The following is a 19,326-nucleotide window of genomic DNA, read 5'->3' as shown; positions in this document are numbered from 1 at the left end:
CAGCGGGTGGCGTACAGTGTTGCTCCTACGGCAGTCCTTTCTCATATGGAAATTCAAGTTCTATTATCGAACAGCTATTGAATCGCAAAGCCACACAACGAAGTGAGGAATCCCGTGCAGTTCCACCATCACGGTTACGTCTCCGGAGACCCGCGGGTGAAGCCGGCAGCGGGCGTCGGTATCAACCGGCCCGAGGAGCTTCCGGACAAAGTTGATGTCCTGGTTGTTGGCACCGGACCTGCCGGAATGCTCGCCGCAGCGCAGCTCTCCATGTTCCCGAATGTCACCACGCGCATCGTGGAGCGCCGCCCCGGCCGGCTCGCCATCGGCCAGGCCGACGGTATCCAGGCCCGGAGCGTCGAGACCTTCCAGGCTTTCGGGTTCGCGGAACGGATCACTGCCGAGGCATACCGCATCACCGAGATGGCGTTCTGGAAACCGGACCCCGCCAACCGCACGAACATCATCCGGGCTGCCAGGGCCGTGGATGACGAAATGGGCATCAGCGAATTCCCGCACCTGATCGTCAACCAGGCCCGCGTGCTTGACTACTTCGCCGAATTCGCCGCCAACTCGCCTACCCGCCTGAAGCCGGACTACGGCTACGAGTTCCAGTCCCTGACCGTCGCGGACGAGGGCGACTACCCTGTCACGGTGGCACTGCTCCACACTTCCGGTCCACGTGAGGGACAGGAACGTGTTGTCCGCGCCAAGTACGTGGTGGGGGCCGACGGCGCGCGGAGCAGAGTGCGCGAAGCGATCGGCTGCCACCTGGCCGGGGACCAGGCCAACCACGCCTGGGGCGTGATGGATACCCTCGCGGTCACGGATTTCCCCGATATCCGCACCAAGTGCGCCATCCAGGGCGAAAAAGGCAGCATCCTCCTCATTCCACGCGAAGGTGGCCACCTCTTCCGGATGTACGTGGATCTGGGCGTAGTGGACCCGGCCACCCATCACGCCGTCCGCAACACCAGCATCGAACAGATCATCCAGAAGGCCAACGAGATCCTGCACCCCTACACCCTGGACGTGCGGAACATGGCGTGGCACAGCGTCTACGAGGTGGGGCACCGGCTCACTGACAGGTTCGACGACGTCCTGCCGGAGGACCGCGGCACCCGGACCCCGCGGGTGTTTATCACCGGCGATGCCTGCCACACCCACAGTGCCAAGGCTGGCCAGGGCATGAACGTCTCCCTGCAGGACGGCTTCAATATTGCGTGGAAACTCGGCCACGTGCTGGAGGGCCGCAGCCCGGAAAACCTGCTCACCACCTACTCCGCCGAACGGCAGGTAGTGGCCAGGAACCTGATCGACTTCGACAAGGAGTGGTCCACCATGATGGCCAAGAAGCCTGAGGAGTTCGAGCACCCCTCGGACCTGGAGGACTTCTACGTCCGCACCGCTGAGTTCCCGGCCGGGTTTATGACCGAGTACGCCCCGTCCGTGCTGGTGGCTGCGGCGAAGCACCAAGACCTGGCAACGGGCTTCCCGGTAGGCAAGCGCTTCAAGTCGGCGCCGGTGGTTCGGGTGGGCGACACCAATCCCATACATTTGGGCCACCACGCGACGGCGGACGGCCGCTGGCGCATCTACGTCTTCGCGGACGCCGCACTTGCCGGTGAGCCCTCAGGTGTTGCGGACTTCGCCGGGTGGATCGCGAACTCGCCCCATTCGCCGCTGGCCGCAACGCCGTCGGACGCTGATCCTGACGCCTGGTTCGACGTGAAGGTGATCTACCAGCAGCCGCACACCGCCGTGGACATCGGCGCTGTTCCCGCAGTGTTCAAGCCGCAGGTTGGCCCGTTCAAGCTGACCGACTACGAGAAGGTGTACGCCACCGACCCCGCCGCCGATATCTTTGACCTGCGCGGCCTGGACCGCGGCGGCGTGGTGGTGGTGGTGCGGCCGGACCAGTACGTGGCGAATGTCCTGCCGCTGACGGCGACGGCCGAGCTGGGCGAATTTTTCGCACCGCTGCTGAAGCCGCACCACACGGCAGGTCAGCCGTTGACGGTCTGAGCCGTCCTGTACTCCGCAGCTGCATAGACGCCCAGGATCCGCACCTCGGTGGTGAAGAAGTCCAGTTCCTCGAGGGCCAGCTGTAGCGGCAGGTCCTCGGGGTGGCCTTCGACGTCCGCCATAAACATGGTGGCGGCGAACTCGTTGCCCACCATATAGCTCTCGAGCCGTGTCATGTTCACGCCATTTGTGGCGAAGCCGCCCAGGGCCTTGAAGAGGGCGGACGGGACGTTCCGGACCCGGAACACAAAGCTGGTGACTGCGGGTCCGGGCAGTTCGTCCCGGGCCGGCAGCGCCGTTTCCCGGGCCAGGACCACAAAGCGCGTGGTGTTGGAGGGATCGTCCTCGACCCGTGAGGCCAGCACTTCCAGGCCATAGATCTGCGCGGCCAACGGGGGAGCGAGGGAGAGCTTGCGCGGATCGTTCCACTCGCTGACTTCCCGCGCAGACCCGGCGGTGTCACCGGCGATGACGGGCTTAAGTCCGTGATCGCGGATGAGTTTCCGGCACTGGCCCAGGGCATGGATGTGGCTGTGGACCTCGGTGGCGTCCTCGATGGTGCTGCCCGGAAGGCCCAGCAGGTCGAAGTGGATGGGAAGGAAGAACTCGCCCACGATCTGCAGGTTGGACTGGGGCAGCAGGATATGGATGTCCGCCACCCGGCCGGCGATGGAATTCTCGATGGGGATCATGGCCAGGTCCGCTTCGCCGCTGGACACGAGCTCAAACGCGTCCTCAAAGCTCGCGCAGGGCACGCTTTCCAGTCCGGGGAACATCTGGTTGCACGCGATATTGGAGTTGGCGCCGGGCTCACCCTGGTACGCAATCTTCTGGGACATGATCCGTATGGTTTCACGCCCTGCGCCCGCCCACCCAACTGGGTGGCAGTTAACGTCCCGAAAAAGCAATTTCAGTGCATTAGTTGCGACTCAATTGGGTGGGTCAGACGGGGGTGACACGCAGCCAGACGTACTGCCGCGGCAGGAGCGTGACGCCCCCGGTCAGCTGCAGTTCGGCTTCGGAGAGGAGGTCGACGGCGGCTGCTGAGTATCCGGCGAAGGTTCCGGCGCCCAGGGCCTGCGGTTGGTCGCTGAAGTTTGCCAGTGCCAGGATCTCTGAGCCCTTGCCTGATGTTCCGGGCTGGCCGGGCCGCTGGTAGGCAAGCACGCTGCGGTTGTTGGTGGCGAAACCGACCAGCCGGGTGCCTGCGAGTTCGGACGTGGTGCCTCGGACCTGGATCATCCGTTTCAGGCCGGCGTAGACGGCCCCTTCAGGCGTGGACGGATCAAGCCGGCGCTCGTACTGCTCTTCCGGGAAGTGCGGCCGGTGGACCCAGCGGCTGTCCGTCTCGTGGCCTTCCTCCCGGTCGTATCCGTAGTCGTTGACCTGGCCCACCTCGTCGCCCAGATACAGCAGGGGAATGCCGCCGGTACTGAAGGCAACCGAGTGGGCCAGGAGGATCCGCTCCACCGCCTCAGCCGGGTCCACCTCCATGCCGCACAGGGACGCCGTCGTGCCTGAAATCCTGCAGTCGCCGGTCTTGGGGTTGTCCTGGAACGGGACGCCGCGGGCGAAGCTGCCCGGGAAACGGTTGACGTAGAAGGAGTTCAGGAAGCGGCGGTGGTCGAAGCCGTTGATTCCCAGCTCCGCTGCGTCCTCGTCCGCGAACGTCCAGCCGATGTCATCGTGGCTCCGGACGTAGTTCACCCAGGAAGTGCCCCCGGGAATGTTGTGCCGGCGTTCCAGTGCCTGCGCAAGGAGCGAGACGTCGCGGGTGGCCAGGGAGTCCCAGATCAGGGCCATCTGCAACGGGTTATAGGAGATCTGGCACTCAGCGGGGTCAATGTAAAGGGCCACCTCGTCCGGATGCACGATGGCCTCCGACTTGAACAGCAGCGACGGCGCTGCCAGCCGGCACACCGCGTTGAACGCCTGGAGCAGCGTGTGCGCTTCGGGGAGGTTCTCGCACGGGGTGCCGAGCTGCTTCCAGATGAAGGCCACCGCATCCATGCGCAGGATGTCCACGCCCTGGTTCGCCAGGAACAGCATCTCGCCCGCCATCGCGCGGAAAACGTCCGGGTTGGAGTAGTTCAGGTCCCACTGGTACGTGTGGAACGTGGCCCAGACCCAGCGGCCGTCCTCCATCTGGATAAAGGACCCCGGATGGTTTTCGGGAAAGATCTCCCGCACATTCTGTTCGAAGGCGTCCGGCATGGTGCGGTCCGGGAAGATCCAGTAATAGTCGCTGTACTCGGGATCGCCTTCGGCTGCGCGCCGGGCCCACCCGTGTTCGTCGGAGGTGTGGTTGAAAATGAAGTCCACCACCAGGCTGATGCCGTTTGCCTTCAGCTCAGCCGCAAGGCCACGAAGCTGTTCCATGCTCCCCAGCTTCGGGTTGACCTCGCGGTAGCTGGAGACCGCGTAGCCGCCGTCCGAGTGCGGTTCGGGGGCCAGGAACAGCGGCATGAGGTGCAGGTAGGTGAGGCCGAGCTCCTTGAAGTACGGGATGCGGCTGCGGACTCCCTCGAGGCTTTCGGCGTACCGGTCCACGTAGCAGACGCCGCCGAGCATGGTGTTGTCCAGGAACCAGCCGGAGTTCGCTTCGCGCTCGGCGTCCAGGGTTTTTAGCTCTGCCGGGCGTTCCTGCCAGGAGCGGGCGCTTTGAACCACCAGCGCCGTGAGCTGCTCCAGCCAGTCGGCGCGGGAGCCGTACAAGGAGTGGAAGAGGCGGCACAGGTCAGGGAAATGCCGTTGGAACCGCCGCTCAAAGTCAGTTCCTGCACCGAGGTGTGCTCCTGCAAGGGCGTCGACGACGTGCTGCCGCGCCGTTTCGTCCACGCCGACGAAGTCCTGCATTGAGAAGCCCCTTCCCACCTCCGGCCGGCGGATCCGGCAGGCACTGTTACGGCAGTATGCCACGCCATGCCCCGGGGGAAGCGTTCGACGGCGGCAGGAGCCTGCGGTTTGCATGCGGGCCCGGCTTTCGGCATTTCCGGATTCTTCTCCCGGCCAAGCCTCGCTATACTCCGTTGAGGCACGGACCTGAAAGGAATGCCCTGTGAATGCTTACGGTTTTGCTGGCGCTGTGAGCATAGACAGCTGCCAGACCGTCAGGAAGGCGAGCTGCGTCAGGTGTCCATGACAGATCAAGAGTTGGTGGTACTCCTGGACGCCCAGGGCAAGCCCTGCGGAACAGCCCCCAAACAGGACATTCATGATCACAACACCCCGCTTCATCTGGCGTTTTCCTGCTACGTCTTTGACCAGAAGGGGCGCGTCCTCGTCACGCGGCGCGCGCTCGTGAAAGCCGCCTGGCCAGGGGTATGGACCAACTCTTTCTGCGGACATCCTGTTCCCGGCGAAGACATGGTGGACGCAATCCGCCGACGAGGCCGGTGGGAACTCGGAATCGAGGTCCACAACCTGGAGGAGAGGCTGCCGCAATTCAGGTATCGGGCCGTAGACCCGAACGGCATAGTCGAGAACGAGCTATGCCCCGTCTTTACAGCCCTGACCGACGATCCCGTAGTACCCCGACAGTCAGAGGTGTGCGAACACCAATGGGTTTCCGTGGCCAATCTGCTGGCGGCTGCAGAGGCGGCCCCCTGGGCATTCAGCCCTTGGCTCATCCTGCAACTTAGCGAACTGCGCCCCAGCCTGTAAGGCTCAAGGCCCCTGTAGACCTGCCCCATGTTCTGTCTCTGCGGGGCCATATTCGTCTTTGGGCTGCAGGCATCGTGTCTGCGGGCGCCTCGCCAGGATGCCGGCAGCAAGGAACAGCCCGGTCAGGATGACCGCGGACGCCGCGGCCACGGCTGGACTGTGTGGCCACAGGCCCGCCAGCCCGAGAAAGGCCGGAACCGTTGCCGTCACCTGGCTGGTGAGAACCAGTGCCCAGCCGATGAAGGGATTTAGCCCCTCCACCCCCATAGCCATCGATGCAAAGAACAGCCCCCACAGCACGGACCAACACAGCCAAAGAACGGCCAGCAGCGGATCGTCCTGCAACCACGCCGCCGCCAGAAGCGGTCCGACGAGCGCCACCATTCCGCAGAACCAGCCGACCCCTTTGGAGCCCAGGCCCAGCAGGACGTCCATTCCCGAATAGATGTATGTCAACCCAAAAAGGGTCATTCCTGCAGCGCTCAACAACACTGGTGTCCCGCCGTCCTGGCTGGAAAGGTATCCCACCGCGAGAGCCAACTGGATGGCTCCAACCGACACGCTGAGCACGGCGGCATCGCGGCGGGGCAAGAGCTCCAGTGCCGCCAGGCCGTTGACCAGCAGCGCAGCGCCGGAAAGGAGGAGGCATACATACGGCATCAGGACACCTCCCAGCCGCACAAAATGGCCGCGTACTTTTCCGTAGAGCGAAATATAGCTGTCACATTACGGAGATTAGCGGATGAGGTGGTGTCCGCCTAACAGTGCCCGGTCGTAATCGGATAGGTTGAAACGTAAACTTTTCCGGGACTGTGCCGCCTCCCCGCGGCTGTCCCGCGTTAGCTCACGGTGAGGAAGAATCATGGATGCACGGCTGGAGGCCATCAGGGATACCGTCCTGGCCCGGAACCCCGGCGAGGCGGAATTCCACCAAACCATCACGGAAGTCTTCGAAAGCCTCGGCCCGGTCCACGACCGCCATCCCGAGTTCCTCGAAGCCGCCATCCTCGAGCGGCTTTGCGAACCTGAACGTCAGATTATCTTCCGCGTTCCCTGGACTGACGACCAAGGCCGCGTGCAGATCAACCGCGGCTTCCGGGTGGAATTTAACTCAGCGTTGGGCCCCTACAAGGGCGGCCTGAGGTTTCACCCCTCGGTCAACCTTGGCATCGTTAAGTTCCTCGGCTTTGAACAGATCTTCAAGAACGCCCTCACCGGCATGCCCATCGGCGGCGGCAAAGGCGGCTCCGACTTCGACCCCCGTGGCCGCAGCGACGCCGAAGTCATGCGGTTCTGCCAGTCCTTCATGACCGAGCTCTACCGCCACATCGGCGAATACACCGACGTCCCGGCCGGGGACATCGGGGTGGGCGGGCGTGAAATCGGCTACCTGTTCGGCCAGTACAAGCGCATCACCAACCGCTATGAATCCGGTGTGCTGACCGGCAAGGGAATTTCCTGGGGCGGATCGCTGGTCCGGCCCGAGGCCACCGGGTTCGGGACGGTGATCTTCACGCAGGAAATGCTGAAGACCCGGGGAACAACCTTCGACGGGCAGCGCGTGGTGGTCTCCGGATCCGGGAACGTGGCCATCAACGCCATCGCCAAGGCGCAGGCGCTGGGTGCCACAGTGGTTGCCTGCTCGGACTCGAGCGGCTACATCGTTGACGAGGCCGGCATCGACATTCCGCTGCTGCGCCAGGTCAAGGAAGTGGAGCGGGCCAGGCTCAAGGAATACGGCGTCCGCAGGCCAGGTGCCACCTATGTGGACGGCGGGTCCGTCTGGGATGCCGGCGCCACGGTGGCGCTGCCGTGTGCAACGCAGAACGAGCTCGACGGCGCTGCTGCCGCCGCCCTGGTGCGCGAAGGCCTGCTCGCCGTGGGTGAAGGGGCCAACATGCCGAGCACTCCCGACGCCGTTGCCGTCTTCCAGCAGGCCGGCGTCCTGTTCGCGCCGGGCAAGGCGGCGAACGCCGGCGGAGTGGCCACCTCTGCCCTGGAAATGCAGCAAAATGCCAGCCGCGATTCCTGGTCCTTCGAGCACACCGAACAGCGGCTGACGGACATCATGGTGGGAATCCATGACGTCTGTGCTGCTACGGCCGAGGAGTACGGCTCGCCAGGGGATTACGTGCTCGGTGCAAACATCGGCGGGTTCGTGAAGGTGGCAGACGCCATGCTGGCGCAGGGGCTGATCTAAGCCGCCCTATTTGTTCTTTCCCCGGGCAGCCACAGTCCACCGGTCAACGAGTCGTCCCTGCCGCACGACGGCGACCTCGTCCACGAGGTTGACGGCCAGGCATACGTGATTGGGGATCACCCTCAGCCTGGTGCCGAGGGGCGGCGGGGGTGCGCCGTCGTTCCACTCCACGGTGGCGTGATGCTCCGAAAGGGCGGTGATCCGTGCATCCGCGTGGTCGATCAGCCGGCCATACCCCGTTGCCCAAAAAGGGCGGTCGCTGCCCAGGATCTTGCTGCCGGCGTCAAGGATGAAGCGCGCAGGGGTGCCCGCCGGAGTGCCGTGGTGGCTGACCACTGTGGCCGCCACCGTGAGGGCTATGTCTTCGAGGGCACACCGGCCCAGCTCAAACTGCTGGGCGTCACCAAAGACATAGACGCCCGGACGCACCTCAGTGGCAGCGGAACCCTGGGTGAGCAGCGCCGTCGGGGTGGATCCGCCGCTTCGGACCGCGGTCTCGAACCCAGCCCCGGCCAGGACCCCGGCTGCCTCCTTCAGTGCTGCCTGCTCCTGCGCCGCGGCTTCGGCGGGCATGCCGGGAGCGTAGCTGTGGCCCGGGAAAGTGAACACACCTCCCACCCGCAGGCCGGCGCCGGCGGCTGCCCGGGCCACCGTTGCCGCGGCTTCCGGCAGGACGCCGCTGCGGTGATGGCCGCTGTCAATCTCCACAAGCACCGTGATGTCACTGGCCGCAGCGCCCAGGCTCTTCCCAAGCATTGCGGCCCCTGCCGCAGAGTCCACGCCTACTGAAATGACTGCCGTCTCCGCCAGCCGACGGAGGCGTTCAACCTTCTGGACTGAGAGCCACAGCGGGTAGGCGATAAAGATGTTGTCCACACCGCCCGCTGCGAACACTTCCCCCTCGCCGATGGTTGCTACGGTCAGTCCCGCTGCGCCCGCCGCGAGCTGCCGCGCAGCGACCTCAGGGATTTTGTGGGTCTTGGCATGCGGCCGCAGGGCCAGGCCTTTGGCCTGCACAGCGTGCGCCATCCGCTCAATGTTCCGGTCCAGGACATCCACGTCCACAAGGATTTCCGGCGTATCAATGTCGGTGGGAATGCTCATTCGTCCCACATCCCGCAACACCAGGCGGCGCTTGTCATGAGAGCTCCTAACCCTCGCCGAACCAGTCCCGGGCAGGGTTGGTGACGGCTGGAACGGAACGGTCCAGGCCGGGCTGGGCTGCCCACTTCACGCCGTTGGCCAGGACCCGCTGGATCTGCGGTTGGTGGTAGACGGGGTATTCCTGGTCGCCGGGGCTGAAGTAGAAGATCCGGCCCTTGCCCCGGGTGAAGGTGACGCCCGAGCGGAACACCTCGCCGCCGGCGAAGGAGCTGATGAAGATCAGGTCGTCCGGGTCCGGGATGTCGAACAGCTCGCCGTACATCTCCTGCTCGGGAATGACGATGGGGCTGTCCACCCCTTCGGCGATGGGGTGGGTCGGCTTCACGGTCCATACCAGCTCCCGCTCGCCGTCGTTGCGCCAGGCCAGCGAGCAGCTGGTGCCCAGCAGCCGGGTGAAAACCTTGGCGAAGTGCCCCGAGTGGAGCACGATCAGTCCCATGCCGCCGAGCACGTGCCGGTGGACGCGTTCGACGACGGCGTCGCTCACCTCGTGGTGGGCGATGTGTCCCCACCAGAGCAGGACGTCCGTCTCTGCGAGCACCTCCTCGTCAAGGCCGTGCTCATCGTCGGTGGCGAGCACCGCCGTCGTGATTTCTGCTTCGGGGTAGTAGGAGCGGAGGCCCGCGGCGATGGCGCCGTGGATGCCGTCAGGGTAGATGTCGCCGATGTGGGACGGTTCGTTGTTGGCCTCGTGGACCCCTTCGTTCCAGACCCGGATCCTCAATTTGTCGTTCATTAGAGACGAACCTCCCTCTGCTCCAGCGCGGACTGGTAGCACGCGTCGATGATCTGTGCCCGGTAGAGTGCCAGAGATCCGTCATGCTCGCCCCAGACTGCTTCGCCGCCGCGCACTGCCGTGATGAAGTCTTCCACTACGGCGTCATGGGCGCGGCCCGGCAACACAGGCGGCACGTAGTCGGCGGATTCGCCGTCCTTGTCGGTGAACACGCGGAGCTGGCCGACGGGTGGGAAGGGCGCGCCCTGCACCTTGAGTTCGGCGCCGCCGTCGGTGCCGTAAATGGTGAAGTCCAGGAGGTCGTCCGTTTCCCGGTAGGTGGCCCAGCTTGCCTCGATCAGCAATGTTCCGCCACCCTCAAGCCGGAGGAACGCCGAGGCGAAGTCTTCGACGTCGAACGCGTGGCTGGAGGCGAGGGCTGAGTACTCTTTTCCGCCACCGCGCCCCTGCGGACCAAGTTCGGAATGGGTGGCGGCGGACACGGCCACCACCTTGGGTTCGCCGAGGAGGTGGAGGGCGTAGTCGAGTGCGTGGACGCCGATGTCAGCCAGGGGTCCACCGCCCGCGAGCTCCGGATTGGTGAACCAGCTCCCCAGGGTTGGGATGCCGGAGCGGCGCAGCCACGATGCCTTGGCGTAGTACGGCCGGCCCAGCCCGCCGTCGTCAATAACGCCTTTGAGGGCCTGGATGTCACCGCGGCGGCGGTGGTTGAAGGCTACGTCCAGGACGCGCCCCGCCGTGCGTGCTGCGTCAACCATCGCCTGGCCTTCGGCGGCGTTGCGCGCGATGGGCTTCTCGCTCAGCACGTGGATTCCCCGTTCGAGGGCGGCGACAGCGATGGGTGCGTGCAGGAAGGTAGGCACCGCCACGCTGACCGCGTCCAGGCCCCCGTGGTCCAGCATGTCCTCCCAGTCCGCAAAGGCGTTCGGAATCGAGTACTCGGCCTGCAGCGAATCGCGGAGTTCCTGCTCCATTCCTGCCAAGGACACAATGCGGACGTCCGGCAGTGCATCATAGGCCTTGAGATGCTGCTGGCCTGCCCAGCCGATGCCGACGACGCCCACCCGCAGTTCCTGGCCCGTTTCACGCAGTACGGTTGCCTGCTCTTGTCCGGGCGCGTCTTGTGGCACTTTTTGCGAGGCAGGGGACTGCTGCCCGGACGATTGCTCGTTCTTCACGGATGCTTCCTATTCGTTGGCGGTGGACGGTCAGGAGGGGCTGCGCTTGGAATCGACCCGCCTTGTCCTTCTGCGGCCAGCGGCTTAGGTCTTCGCTGCCGGGGCCGTGTTGCTGCGGCGGGTTTTCCCTAGCTTAGCTGCCACCCGTCGGCATGTTCGGGCACGGTTCGTCCTGGCAGCAGGCCCCCGGCCCCGCCCGGTCACCCGCAGCCTGCCACCTATGATGGCTCATATGACAGAACATGCCCGGGAAGAGGTCGCCGGAAAACTCGAACAGGTGATCGCGGCCCAGCTGCGGCACTACCGCACCTCCCAGGGCCTGTCCTCCGCGGAGCTTGCTGCCCGCACCGGGTTGTCCAAGGCGATGATCTCTAAAATCGAAACAGCCAGCACGTCCTGTTCACTGACCACGCTCCAGCGCCTCGCCGACGGGCTGAAGATCCCGGTAACGGCGCTGTTCCGTGGGGCGGACACGGACCGGGACGCCACGTTCACCAAAAACGGCCAAGGCAGCCTCACTGTACGCAGCGGTACCCAGCACGGGCATGAATACCGCGTGCTGGGTACTTTGAAGGGCCGCACGGATGCGCTCGAACCTACCTTGGTGACGCTGACGGATGCATCCGACGTGTTCCCGCTCTTCCAGCACCCTGGCACGGAATTCATCTACATGCTCGCGGGCAGGATGATCTACGGCCACGGCCAGTACGAATACACCATGGAGCCGGGCGACTCGCTCCTGCTCGATGGGGAAGGGCCACACGGTCCGCTCGAACTCCAGGAGCTTCCCATCCAGTTCCTGGCCGTGGCCGCGAAGTAGGGACCGTGCGTCAGGTCAGGACATCACGCGCTGGGGCGAGCCTAGCTCCACGGGCTCTTCATCACTGAGGTAGGCGGCCTCCGCGTGGGCCGCGATGTCGATGCCGCGCAGCTCGTCGGCCTCGTTGATGCGCAGGCCCACGGTCATGTCTATGGCTTTGGCAATGCCCCACGTCAGCACGAACGAGTAGGCCAGTACGGCGATGGTGGCCAATGCCTGGATCCCAAGGAGTCCTGCGCTCCCGCCGTAGAAGAGGCCATTGACCCCATTGGGCGCGGCGTCGGTGGCGAAGAAGCCAACCAGCAGTGTCCCCAGGATCCCGCCCACCAGGTGTACGCCCACAACATCAAGGGAATCATCAAAGCCGAGCCGGAACTTCAGTTCGATGGCCAGGGAGCAGACGGCGCCGGCGATCAGACCAATGGCGAGGGCCCCGAGCGGGCTGACGGCACCGCAGGCAGGAGTGATGGCCACCAGGCCCGAGATCAGCCCGGAGGCGGCGCCCATGCTGCTGGTGCTGCCGAGCCTGATGCGCTCCATCAGGGCCCAGGCGAGCAGGCCGGCCGCGCCCGCCACGGCGGTGTTGAGGAACACCACGGAGGCTGAATGGCCGGCTGTCAGTGCTGAGCCGGCGTTGAAGCCGAACCAGCCCACCCACAGCAGGCCGGCGCCCACCAGGACGAGGGGGCGGCTGTGCGGTTTGGTGTGTTCACTGCGCGGCCAGCCTGCGCTGCGCCCCAGGACGAGGGCGAGTGCCAGGGCCGCGATTCCGGAGTTGATGTGCACGGCGGTTCCGCCGGCAAAGTCGATGGCTTTGAGGCCGTTGATGATCCAGCCCCCTGTGACGGAGCCATCGGAGGAGCTGAAAGCGAAGACCCAGTGCGCCACCGGGAAGTATACGAGCGTTGCCCAGAGGGCGGCGAAGGCCATCCAGGCGCCGAACTTCATTCTTCCGGCCGCCGCGCCGGCGATGATGGCCGTGGTGATCCCGGCAAAGAAAAGCTGGAAGGCGGCAAACAGTGCCGGCGGCAGCGGCGCTTCAGGGTCCTCGGTGAGCATTTGGTCCAGGCCAAAGTACTCGGTGGGATTTCCCACAAGCCCGGCACCGCCCACGGAATTACCGAAGACCATCGAGTAGCCGAACAGTGCCCACAGCACGGCGACGATGCTCACGCCGCCGAAGCACATCATCATCATGTTCAGGATGCGGCGCGATCCCACCATGCCGCCGTAGAAAAGGGCAAGGGCAGGGATCATGATGCATACCAGCGCACTGGCAGCGAGGATCCAGGCAACATCTCCAGAATTCAAGGGAGCTCCAATCAGGGAAAGTTCATATGGCCAAATCCGGCCGGAAAGTCGAAGGGGATGGTGCGTCAGCCGGCAAGAAGCCAGTCGGATGCGGCCTTCCGGTAGCGGCTGATGCCTTTGTACCCGGCCATGTCCTCGGGAAGTTCGGCCAGGACGTGGCCCAGGCGTTCCCGCCATGCCGGGACTTGGGCAATGTCCGCAAGGGACAGAAGGTGGGTGCGGACCAGGAACAGGACGGCGCCCGAGTGGGGAAGACGGATGAGGTGCTGGACTTCCACCCGCAGGTGGAGCCGCTGCGGCAGGGCAGGGCAGGCCGCCACCGTGCTGCGGTCCCGCGCCCATTCGGGATACGTTTCCGTGGACGTGTCCAGGCGCCGGTCCACGGTCATGGTCCAGTTGGTGCGGCGGTACATTTCCCCCGGCTGGAGGCGCATCAGGAACTGCTGTGCCCGGCACGCAATTTGCTCTTCGTGGATCCGGGGGACAGGGCCGTGGACTTCCAGGAACTTCATGCCTACGTCGAACCCCAAGGACCAGTCGGCGGCGAAGGTAACCAATCCGGCGTCGAGCCACAGGGCGTCCTCCCGCTGGTCAAGGAGTGCAATGTCATCCTGGATCTGGCTGCCAAGGAACCGCAGGGGAGTCGTGGGCAGGGTGGCGTCGTCCCCCAAAGTGAATTCCAGTTCGAGCCCCTGCAGGGCGTTCCGCCAGGTGCAGGTGTTTCCTTCCCTTATAAAGGAGAAGCTTTCCGGCTGCTCCTCAGCCAGGAGGGGAAGCAGGGTGGCGATGGCATCCCACACCGCCGATTGCATGTGGGGCAGCACCTGAAGCCGGGAGGAGTCCCGGTTCAGCACGGCCTCGCGCTCCCGCAATTCCGCCAGGTAGTGCTCATCGACATCCAGGACGCGGATTCCCCAGGAACCTGCCTCAGTCTGCACGGGTTTGCGGGCGGGTTCCACGTTGGCGCTGTACCGGTAGCTGTCCTTGGAAAAAGGGAACGGGAAGCAGGCAATCCGTTCCGGAAGGACGCCGGTTTGGCGCTTCACTATAATGACGTCGGTACTCAAAGGTCCAACTCCAAATCCTTGTCCAGGCTGCGCGAGACGCAGCACATCATGGTGGTGTTCGCGGCCTTTTCGGTGTCACCCAGGTAGAGGTCCCGGTGGTGTGGGGTCCCGCGCAGTACCGGCAGGACGCATTCACCGCAGACACCCTTGCGGCACATATTGGGAACGCTTTTTCCTGCCTTTTCGAGGGATTCCAGCAGGGAGATATCGGCCGGGACCTCCACGGTGACGCCGCTGCGGGCCAGGTGCGCCGTGAACGGCTGGCCCTGGTCCAGCTCCGGTGTGCCGAAGGGCTCCGAGTGCAGCCGGCTCTTGGGCCAGCCCAGCTCCATGGCCTGTTCCAGGACGGCATCCATAAAGGCGGCCGGTCCGCAGGCGTAGAGGTGTGTTCCGATCCTTTGGTTATGGAGCTTCTCCCGCAGCTGCTCCTGGAAATGGCCGCGGTCAGTGCACTCGGTCAGGGCGGGCCCCAGCAGTTTCCGGGCTTCCGCCACGTGTGCGCCCGCGCCGGGGCGATACGCGTAGAGCAGGGAGGCGTCAGAACCTCTTTCGACGGCGGCCCTTGCGTGGGAGAGCATCGGTGTGATGCCGATTCCCGCAGCCACCAGCAGGTGATGCCTTGCCGTTGCCACCGGTGCGAACGCGCTGCGGGGCCGCGCGGTGTAGACGGCGTCTCCCGCCGCAAGCCGGTGCATCGCCAACGAACCGCCGGCACCAGCACTGAAATTACGTACTCCGCGGGCCTGCTGCCGGGACCGGTCAACGAGTAGGCGTTGGCCCCTTCCCCGCACTGCACCACCAAATGGCTCCCCGGCACATAAGGAGGAAGCCGAGCACCTGTTGGGTCTTTCAGCACGATACTGCTAACCGATTCCGTCTCGGCCCGGACCTCCGCGACCTCCAGCACAAGGCCGCCCCCTACTGCCGGGTGGACGGTCGGAGGGAGTTCCGGGTTGGGACCCGGGTGGCCTGCGGGGTGGATGGCCGGATTGATGCCGGCTTCAGCTACGGCCGCGGTCATGCTGCCTCCTCGGCGTGGGCGGCATAGCCCAGGTAGCCGGCATGCCGCCGGGAAAAGTGGCTGGAGATGACCAGAATGGTGCCGCACCCGTGGCATGCAACCTCGGAGCCGGGCTGCTGAAGCGTCCGCAGGGTGGCGTGGCAGTGTCCGCAGAACACGCCGTGGGGTCCGGATGTGTCCGGGTGGGTGGCTATCTCCTCGTCCACCAGGCCGCAGCCGGCAGCGGCGGCAGCGGCCGCGTGGATATCCGCCGAAGGACCGGCCAGGACGAGGCGTACCCCTACGCGCACATTGGAGAGCACGGACTGAAGGTGTCCCAGCGCTTCCTGGTCCGCGCGTTCGAACTGCAGGTCCTGCCGGGGCCGGCCGGAGCCTTCCGCTGCCGGGACCGGGGTTCTTCCGAACGACACGCACAGGACGCCGCGGAAACCCGGCCGGACGGCCGCCGGGGCCCCGGAAGGCATTGCGGATTCCATTGGCAGGTCCTAGGGGGCGAAGGAACGGTGGCCGGTGTAGAAGCCAAGGGCGTAGTCGGGCGTCTCAAATTTGACCGTGGTGCCCTTCGGGAAGAACAGCACATCGCGCTCCTTGGCACGGGTAACTTCCCCGGTGGCCTGGTCAGTGAGGATGAACTCTCCCTGGACCACAACCTTCATTTCGTCGTAGGTGTACTCGTACACCAGCGGTTCGGACGCCTTGAGCTCGAAGAAGCCCGCGCTGATCGCAGAACCGCCGGGGTTGGACAGTGAGTCGCCGATGGCGGCGTCAACGCCCGGTTCGTTCATAGGCGGAAGACCCAGGTAGCCGCCCTCCACCTTCTGGATCGATCCGGCCTTGCTGATGGTTCCTGTCAGTGTTTCCACGCATTCTCCTATGTAGTAGCGACGTGAAACCATGATTCCTGACAGTGAACGACGGTGGGTTTCCCGCACGTTAACTCGCCGTTGCGATCCCTCGCTTGCGACGACATCCAGAGTTAACAAACCGGGCGACCATCGGAAACATGGTTTTGACTACTGTGGTTCAACAAGGTTTCATAAGAAGCAACCGCAAACGAACAGGACAGTTCCGATGACAAGTGTCGCGACACCTGAAGTACCAACAGATGCCCCAGTGGCGCAGAACGCCAGCCGTATATCCCTCGCGGACATCGCGAAGGCGAACAACGTCCGCTTCCTCCTGGCCACCTTTGTGGACATGACAGGAAAGCCCTGCGCCAAGCTGGTCCCGGTTGAAGCCGCGGACGAACTGGAAAACGGCGCCATGGGCTTCGCCGGCTATGCGGCAGGCCTCATGGGACAGAAACCGCAGGACTCGGACCTGATCGCTGTGCCCGATCTGGCCAGCTTCACCCCGGTTCCCTTCATCAAGGAGGGCCTGGCGATCATCCACTGTGACCCGCACGTTGACGGCAAGCCCTGGCCCTACGCCCCGCGCGTGATCCTGAAGAACACCCTGGCCCGCCTGGCCGGGAAGGGAATGCAGGCAAAGGTAGGCGCCGAGGTCGAATACTTCCTGGTGAAAAAGAACGTCGACGGGACCCTGAGCACCGCCGACGACCGGGATGATTCGCCCCGCCCCTGCTACGACGCCCGCGGCGTGACCCGAATGTACGACCACCTCACCTCCATCTCCGACGCCATGAACGGCCTGGGCTGGGGCAACTACGCCAATGACCACGAGGACGCCGCCGGCCAGTTCGAGCAGAATTTTAAGTACGCCGACGCCCTCACCACCGCCGACCGCGTGGTCACCCTCCGCTACATCCTGAACATCCTGGCCGAACAGCGCGGCATGACCGCCACGTTTATGCCCAAGCCCTTCACGGACCGCACCGGCACCGGCCTGCACTTCCACCTGTCCCTGTGGTCGGGTGCCGAGGCGCTCTTCCCCACAGAGGGAGCGGACGACGGCGGCCGCGGCCTCGGGATCTCCGGCCTCGCCTACTCGTTCATCGCCGGCATCCTGGACCACGCCCCCGCACTGCAGGCCTTCCTCGCCCCCACAGTGAACTCCTACAAGCGGACCGGCGCCACCACCAGTTCCTCCGGCGCCACCTGGTCACCGCGAAAAGCATCCTTCGGCGGGAACGACCGCACCCACATGATCCGGGTGCCGGACAACAAGCGGATCGAGCTGCGCTCCGGTGACGGTTCCGCCAACCCGTACCTCGCCATCGCCACCGCCATCGCGGCGGGGCTGGACGGCGTGGAGAACTCCCTCGATCCCGGCCTGCCGTCAGGGCCGGGGGAGTCCAAACCCGGCGCGCATCTCCTTCCGGCCACGCTGCTCCATGCCGTGGAAGCGCTCCGGAAGGACCCGGTGATCCTGTCCAGCCTCAGCGGCGACCCCGCCATCGGCAGCTACTACGCGGACGCCAAGGAGGAGGAATTCCTCAGCTGGCACAACCAGGTCAGCGACTGGGAAATCCGCACCTACCTGACGTCCATCTAGCCCCGCCTCCATCTGACCACCACCACCCAAGTAAAGGACCACCATGTGCGGAATCGCCGCGCTGCAGCTGCGCAACCCCTCGCTGCATCCCCAGATGGGCAGCCTGCTGTCCTCGATGCTCTGCCAGATCGTGGACCGCGGACCGGACTCAGCCGGCCTCGCCGTCTACAACACCCCCGGCCTCGTCAGTGCGGGAACGTCCACCCTTAGCCTGCTGGGCAAGGACCAGGGAATAACGACGGCGGCCATCACCGCAGGCGTCGCAGCACTCCTCCCCTCGGACGCGGCAGCAGCCGCCCGGGTAGTGGGCGACACCACCCTGGTGAGTGCCGCCGTCGGGACTGACCTGTTGGTGAAGGCAGTCAGCGAAACCCTGCCGGACGCCACCATCATTGGCCGCGGCGAGCACGTGGCAGTGATGAAGAGCGTGGGCCACCCGATGGAGATCGCCGCAGAGCACGGCCTGGAATCGATGGCCGGAAGCCAGGGGCTGTCCCACACCAGGATGGCCACCGAATCGGCAGTCACCGCCGGGGGTTCGCACCCGTTCTCCGTGGCCGACGACCTGTGCCTGGTCCACAACGGTTCCTTCTCCAACCACGCCACGGTGCGGCGGGGCCTGTTGCGCGAAGGCGTGGTGTTCGACTCCGAGAACGATACCGAGGTGGGCGCCCGCTACGTCGCCTCCCGGCTGAAGCAGGGCGACACCCTCGAGGAAGCCCTGGTGAACCTGGGCAAGGTCCTGGACGGTTTCTACACCCTGGTGGTCACCACCGCGGACAGCATGGCCGTGGTCCGGGACCCCATCGCCTGCAAGCCGGCCATCATCGCCGAAACGGACGACTACGTGGCGATGGCCTCCGAATACCGCGCACTGGCCGGCCTCCCCGGCATCGACAACGCCCGCATCTTTGAACCGGAACCCGGAAAGGTCTACACATGGTCACTCTGACAGCCCCTGAAGCCCCCACCCTTGGTACTACGGGTGAAACCGGCGCCCCTGCGCAAACCTCCACGGTGGACCTCGCCGCCGGCACCGTCCGGGAACTGAACCAGGCCATCCACAACGCCGAAGACGGACAGTCCTGGACCGTCACCAGCCCCGGCGGAAAGCACAGCCTGGCCGTCGGCATCAACGCGGACGTCACGGTGACCATCGAAGGCCACGCCGGCTACTACGCCGCCGGGATGCACCAGAAAGGCGACGTCACCATCAACGGCAATGCCGGCGTCGGCCTCGCCGAAAACATCATGTCAGGCCGCGTCCACGTCACCGGGGATGCTTCCCAGTCCGCCGCAGCCACCGGCCACAGCGGCCTGGTGGTCATCGACGGCAACGCCGGAGCCCGCTGCGGGATCTCCATGAAGGGCGTTGACATCGTGGTGGGCGGCAACATCGGCCACATGTCCGCGTTTATGGCACAGGCCGGCCGGCTTGTGGTCTGCGGCGACGCCGGCGACGCGCTCGGCGACTCTATTTACGAGGCCCGCATCTACGTCAAGGGCACCGTGGCCTCCCTTGGCGCCGACTGCATCGAAAAACCGCTGAAGGCCGAGCACCGGGCGGAACTCGCGGAGCTGCTGGCCGCCGCCGGACGCAGCGACAAACCGGCCGACTTCAAACGCTACGGCTCAGCCCGGAACCTCTACCACTTCAGCGTCCACAACTCGACGTCGTACTAGGAGC

Annotated in this window: 18 protein-coding genes; 7 read left to right on the top strand and 11 right to left on the bottom strand. The window is 65.2% G+C overall.

The genetic code is table 11. The annotated features are described in order from the left end of the window. Positions 1-114: 114 nt before the first annotated feature. Complete coding sequence (locus ACFVYC_RS05585; protein ID WP_387547686.1) at positions 115-2,025, top strand: FAD-binding monooxygenase; 1,911 nt, start codon at positions 115-117, stop codon at positions 2,023-2,025. Here the strand turns inward: ACFVYC_RS05585 and ACFVYC_RS05580 are convergent. Both ACFVYC_RS05580 and ACFVYC_RS05575 read right to left on the bottom strand, forming a co-directional pair. Further along, on the bottom strand, positions 2,007-2,864 hold the full coding sequence (locus ACFVYC_RS05580; protein ID WP_387547684.1) for a prephenate dehydratase: 858 nt from the start codon (positions 2,862-2,864) through the stop codon (positions 2,007-2,009). The genes ACFVYC_RS05585 and ACFVYC_RS05580 overlap by 19 nt on opposite strands. A gap of 103 nt (positions 2,865-2,967) precedes the next feature. Beyond that, complete coding sequence (locus ACFVYC_RS05575) at positions 2,968-4,881, bottom strand: amylosucrase (protein WP_387547681.1); 1,914 nt, start codon at positions 4,879-4,881, stop codon at positions 2,968-2,970. A 282-nt stretch (positions 4,882-5,163) separates the two neighbouring features. Between ACFVYC_RS05575 and idi the strand changes: the two genes are divergently transcribed. After that, complete coding sequence (idi, locus tag ACFVYC_RS05570; RefSeq protein WP_387547679.1) at positions 5,164-5,688, top strand: isopentenyl-diphosphate Delta-isomerase; 525 nt, start codon at positions 5,164-5,166, stop codon at positions 5,686-5,688. Positions 5,689-5,691: 3 nt separating this feature from the next. On the opposite strand, the gene ACFVYC_RS05565 is transcribed toward idi, so the two are convergent. Next, complete coding sequence (locus tag ACFVYC_RS05565) at positions 5,692-6,348, bottom strand: AmiS/UreI family transporter (RefSeq protein WP_387547676.1); 657 nt, start codon at positions 6,346-6,348, stop codon at positions 5,692-5,694. 202 nt (positions 6,349-6,550) lie between these two features. Between ACFVYC_RS05565 and gdhA the strand changes: the two genes are divergently transcribed. Further along, complete coding sequence (gdhA, locus tag ACFVYC_RS05560; RefSeq protein WP_387547673.1) at positions 6,551-7,888, top strand: NADP-specific glutamate dehydrogenase; 1,338 nt, start codon at positions 6,551-6,553, stop codon at positions 7,886-7,888. Between the two features lie 6 nt (positions 7,889-7,894). Here the strand turns inward: gdhA and ACFVYC_RS05555 are convergent, their stop codons facing one another. Genes ACFVYC_RS05555 through ACFVYC_RS05545 form a run of 3 tightly spaced genes read right to left on the bottom strand, consistent with a single transcriptional unit; the run spans position 7,895 to position 10,918 of the window. Beyond that, positions 7,895-8,992, bottom strand: a complete 1,098-nt coding sequence (locus ACFVYC_RS05555; protein WP_387547670.1) for an alanine racemase — start codon at positions 8,990-8,992, stop codon at positions 7,895-7,897. 46 nt (positions 8,993-9,038) lie between these two features. Then, on the bottom strand, positions 9,039-9,788 hold the full coding sequence (locus tag ACFVYC_RS05550) for a ThuA domain-containing protein (RefSeq protein WP_387547667.1): 750 nt from the start codon (positions 9,786-9,788) through the stop codon (positions 9,039-9,041). Next, entirely contained in the window at positions 9,788-10,918 is a 1,131-nt protein-coding gene (locus tag ACFVYC_RS05545; protein ID WP_387547919.1) for a Gfo/Idh/MocA family protein, read from the bottom strand. The genes ACFVYC_RS05550 and ACFVYC_RS05545 overlap by 1 nt, the downstream gene beginning before the upstream one ends. A gap of 280 nt (positions 10,919-11,198) precedes the next feature. Here ACFVYC_RS05545 and ACFVYC_RS05540 point away from each other — a divergent pair, with 280 nt between their 5' ends. Continuing rightward, positions 11,199-11,786, top strand: coding sequence for a helix-turn-helix domain-containing protein (locus tag ACFVYC_RS05540; protein WP_387547664.1), 588 nt, complete (start codon positions 11,199-11,201; stop codon positions 11,784-11,786). Positions 11,787-11,801: 15 nt separating this feature from the next. Here ACFVYC_RS05540 and ACFVYC_RS05535 read toward each other — a convergent pair whose 3' ends face one another. From ACFVYC_RS05535 to ACFVYC_RS05515, 5 genes are all read right to left on the bottom strand, one after another. Continuing rightward, entirely contained in the window at positions 11,802-13,097 is a 1,296-nt protein-coding gene (locus ACFVYC_RS05535; RefSeq protein WP_387547662.1) for an ammonium transporter, read from the bottom strand. A gap of 65 nt (positions 13,098-13,162) precedes the next feature. After that, positions 13,163-14,143 carry a DUF3445 domain-containing protein gene (locus ACFVYC_RS05530; protein WP_387547660.1) on the bottom strand — a complete coding sequence of 327 codons (981 nt, stop codon included), beginning with the start codon at positions 14,141-14,143 and terminating at the stop codon, positions 13,163-13,165. A 17-nt stretch (positions 14,144-14,160) separates the two neighbouring features. After that, on the bottom strand, positions 14,161-14,859 hold the full coding sequence (locus ACFVYC_RS05525) for a flavin reductase family protein (protein WP_387547657.1): 699 nt from the start codon (positions 14,857-14,859) through the stop codon (positions 14,161-14,163). 322 nt (positions 14,860-15,181) lie between these two features. Continuing rightward, complete coding sequence (locus ACFVYC_RS05520) at positions 15,182-15,661, bottom strand: dimethylamine monooxygenase subunit DmmA family protein (RefSeq protein WP_387547655.1); 480 nt, start codon at positions 15,659-15,661, stop codon at positions 15,182-15,184. Positions 15,662-15,670: 9 nt separating this feature from the next. Then, positions 15,671-16,048 carry a cupin domain-containing protein gene (locus ACFVYC_RS05515; RefSeq protein WP_387547652.1) on the bottom strand — a complete coding sequence of 126 codons (378 nt, stop codon included), beginning with the start codon at positions 16,046-16,048 and terminating at the stop codon, positions 15,671-15,673. A 250-nt stretch (positions 16,049-16,298) separates the two neighbouring features. Here ACFVYC_RS05515 and glnT point away from each other — a divergent pair, with 250 nt between their 5' ends. Genes glnT through ACFVYC_RS05500 form a run of 3 tightly spaced genes read left to right on the top strand, consistent with a single transcriptional unit; the run spans position 16,299 to position 19,322 of the window. Next, positions 16,299-17,639, top strand: a complete 1,341-nt coding sequence (gene glnT, locus ACFVYC_RS05510; protein WP_387547649.1) for a type III glutamate--ammonia ligase — start codon at positions 16,299-16,301, stop codon at positions 17,637-17,639. A 43-nt stretch (positions 17,640-17,682) separates the two neighbouring features. Then, a complete protein-coding gene (locus ACFVYC_RS05505; protein WP_387547647.1) occupies positions 17,683-18,591 on the top strand; it encodes a glutamine amidotransferase in 909 nt (302 codons plus the stop codon). After that, positions 18,579-19,322 (top strand): protein glxC, encoded by a 744-nt coding sequence (locus ACFVYC_RS05500; RefSeq protein ID WP_387547645.1) that lies wholly within the window; start codon positions 18,579-18,581, stop codon positions 19,320-19,322. The genes ACFVYC_RS05505 and ACFVYC_RS05500 overlap by 13 nt, the downstream gene beginning before the upstream one ends. The last annotated feature ends 4 nt before the right edge of the window (positions 19,323-19,326 follow it).

Origin of the sequence: Pseudarthrobacter sp. NPDC058329 (assembly GCF_042879835.1) — a bacterium.
In the GTDB taxonomy this organism is placed as follows: domain Bacteria; phylum Actinomycetota; class Actinomycetes; order Actinomycetales; family Micrococcaceae; genus Arthrobacter.
Note: the sequence above shows the minus strand (reverse complement) of the source record. Positions and strands in the feature narration are given on the sequence as shown.

Bases quoted from the DNA above. Each gene is read 5' to 3' on its own strand.
- ACFVYC_RS05500 (WP_387547645.1), top strand. From the start codon at position 18,579: ATGGTCACTCTGACAGCCCCTGAAGCCCCCACCCTTGGTACTACGGGT.
- ACFVYC_RS05525 (WP_387547657.1), bottom strand. From the start codon at position 14,859: ATGCACCGGCTTGCGGCGGGAGACGCCGTCTACACCGCGCGGCCCCGC.
- ACFVYC_RS05565 (WP_387547676.1), bottom strand. From the start codon at position 6,348: ATGCCGTATGTATGCCTCCTCCTTTCCGGCGCTGCGCTGCTGGTCAAC.
- ACFVYC_RS05505 (WP_387547647.1), top strand. From the start codon at position 17,683: ATGTGCGGAATCGCCGCGCTGCAGCTGCGCAACCCCTCGCTGCATCCC.
- idi (WP_387547679.1), top strand. From the start codon at position 5,164: ATGACAGATCAAGAGTTGGTGGTACTCCTGGACGCCCAGGGCAAGCCC.
- ACFVYC_RS05540 (WP_387547664.1), top strand. From the start codon at position 11,199: ATGACAGAACATGCCCGGGAAGAGGTCGCCGGAAAACTCGAACAGGTG.
- gdhA (WP_387547673.1), top strand. From the start codon at position 6,551: ATGGATGCACGGCTGGAGGCCATCAGGGATACCGTCCTGGCCCGGAAC.
- ACFVYC_RS05520 (WP_387547655.1), bottom strand. From the start codon at position 15,661: ATGGAATCCGCAATGCCTTCCGGGGCCCCGGCGGCCGTCCGGCCGGGT.
- ACFVYC_RS05555 (WP_387547670.1), bottom strand. From the start codon at position 8,992: ATGAGCATTCCCACCGACATTGATACGCCGGAAATCCTTGTGGACGTG.
- ACFVYC_RS05580 (WP_387547684.1), bottom strand. From the start codon at position 2,864: ATGTCCCAGAAGATTGCGTACCAGGGTGAGCCCGGCGCCAACTCCAAT.
- ACFVYC_RS05550 (WP_387547667.1), bottom strand. From the start codon at position 9,788: ATGAACGACAAATTGAGGATCCGGGTCTGGAACGAAGGGGTCCACGAG.
- ACFVYC_RS05575 (WP_387547681.1), bottom strand. From the start codon at position 4,881: ATGCAGGACTTCGTCGGCGTGGACGAAACGGCGCGGCAGCACGTCGTC.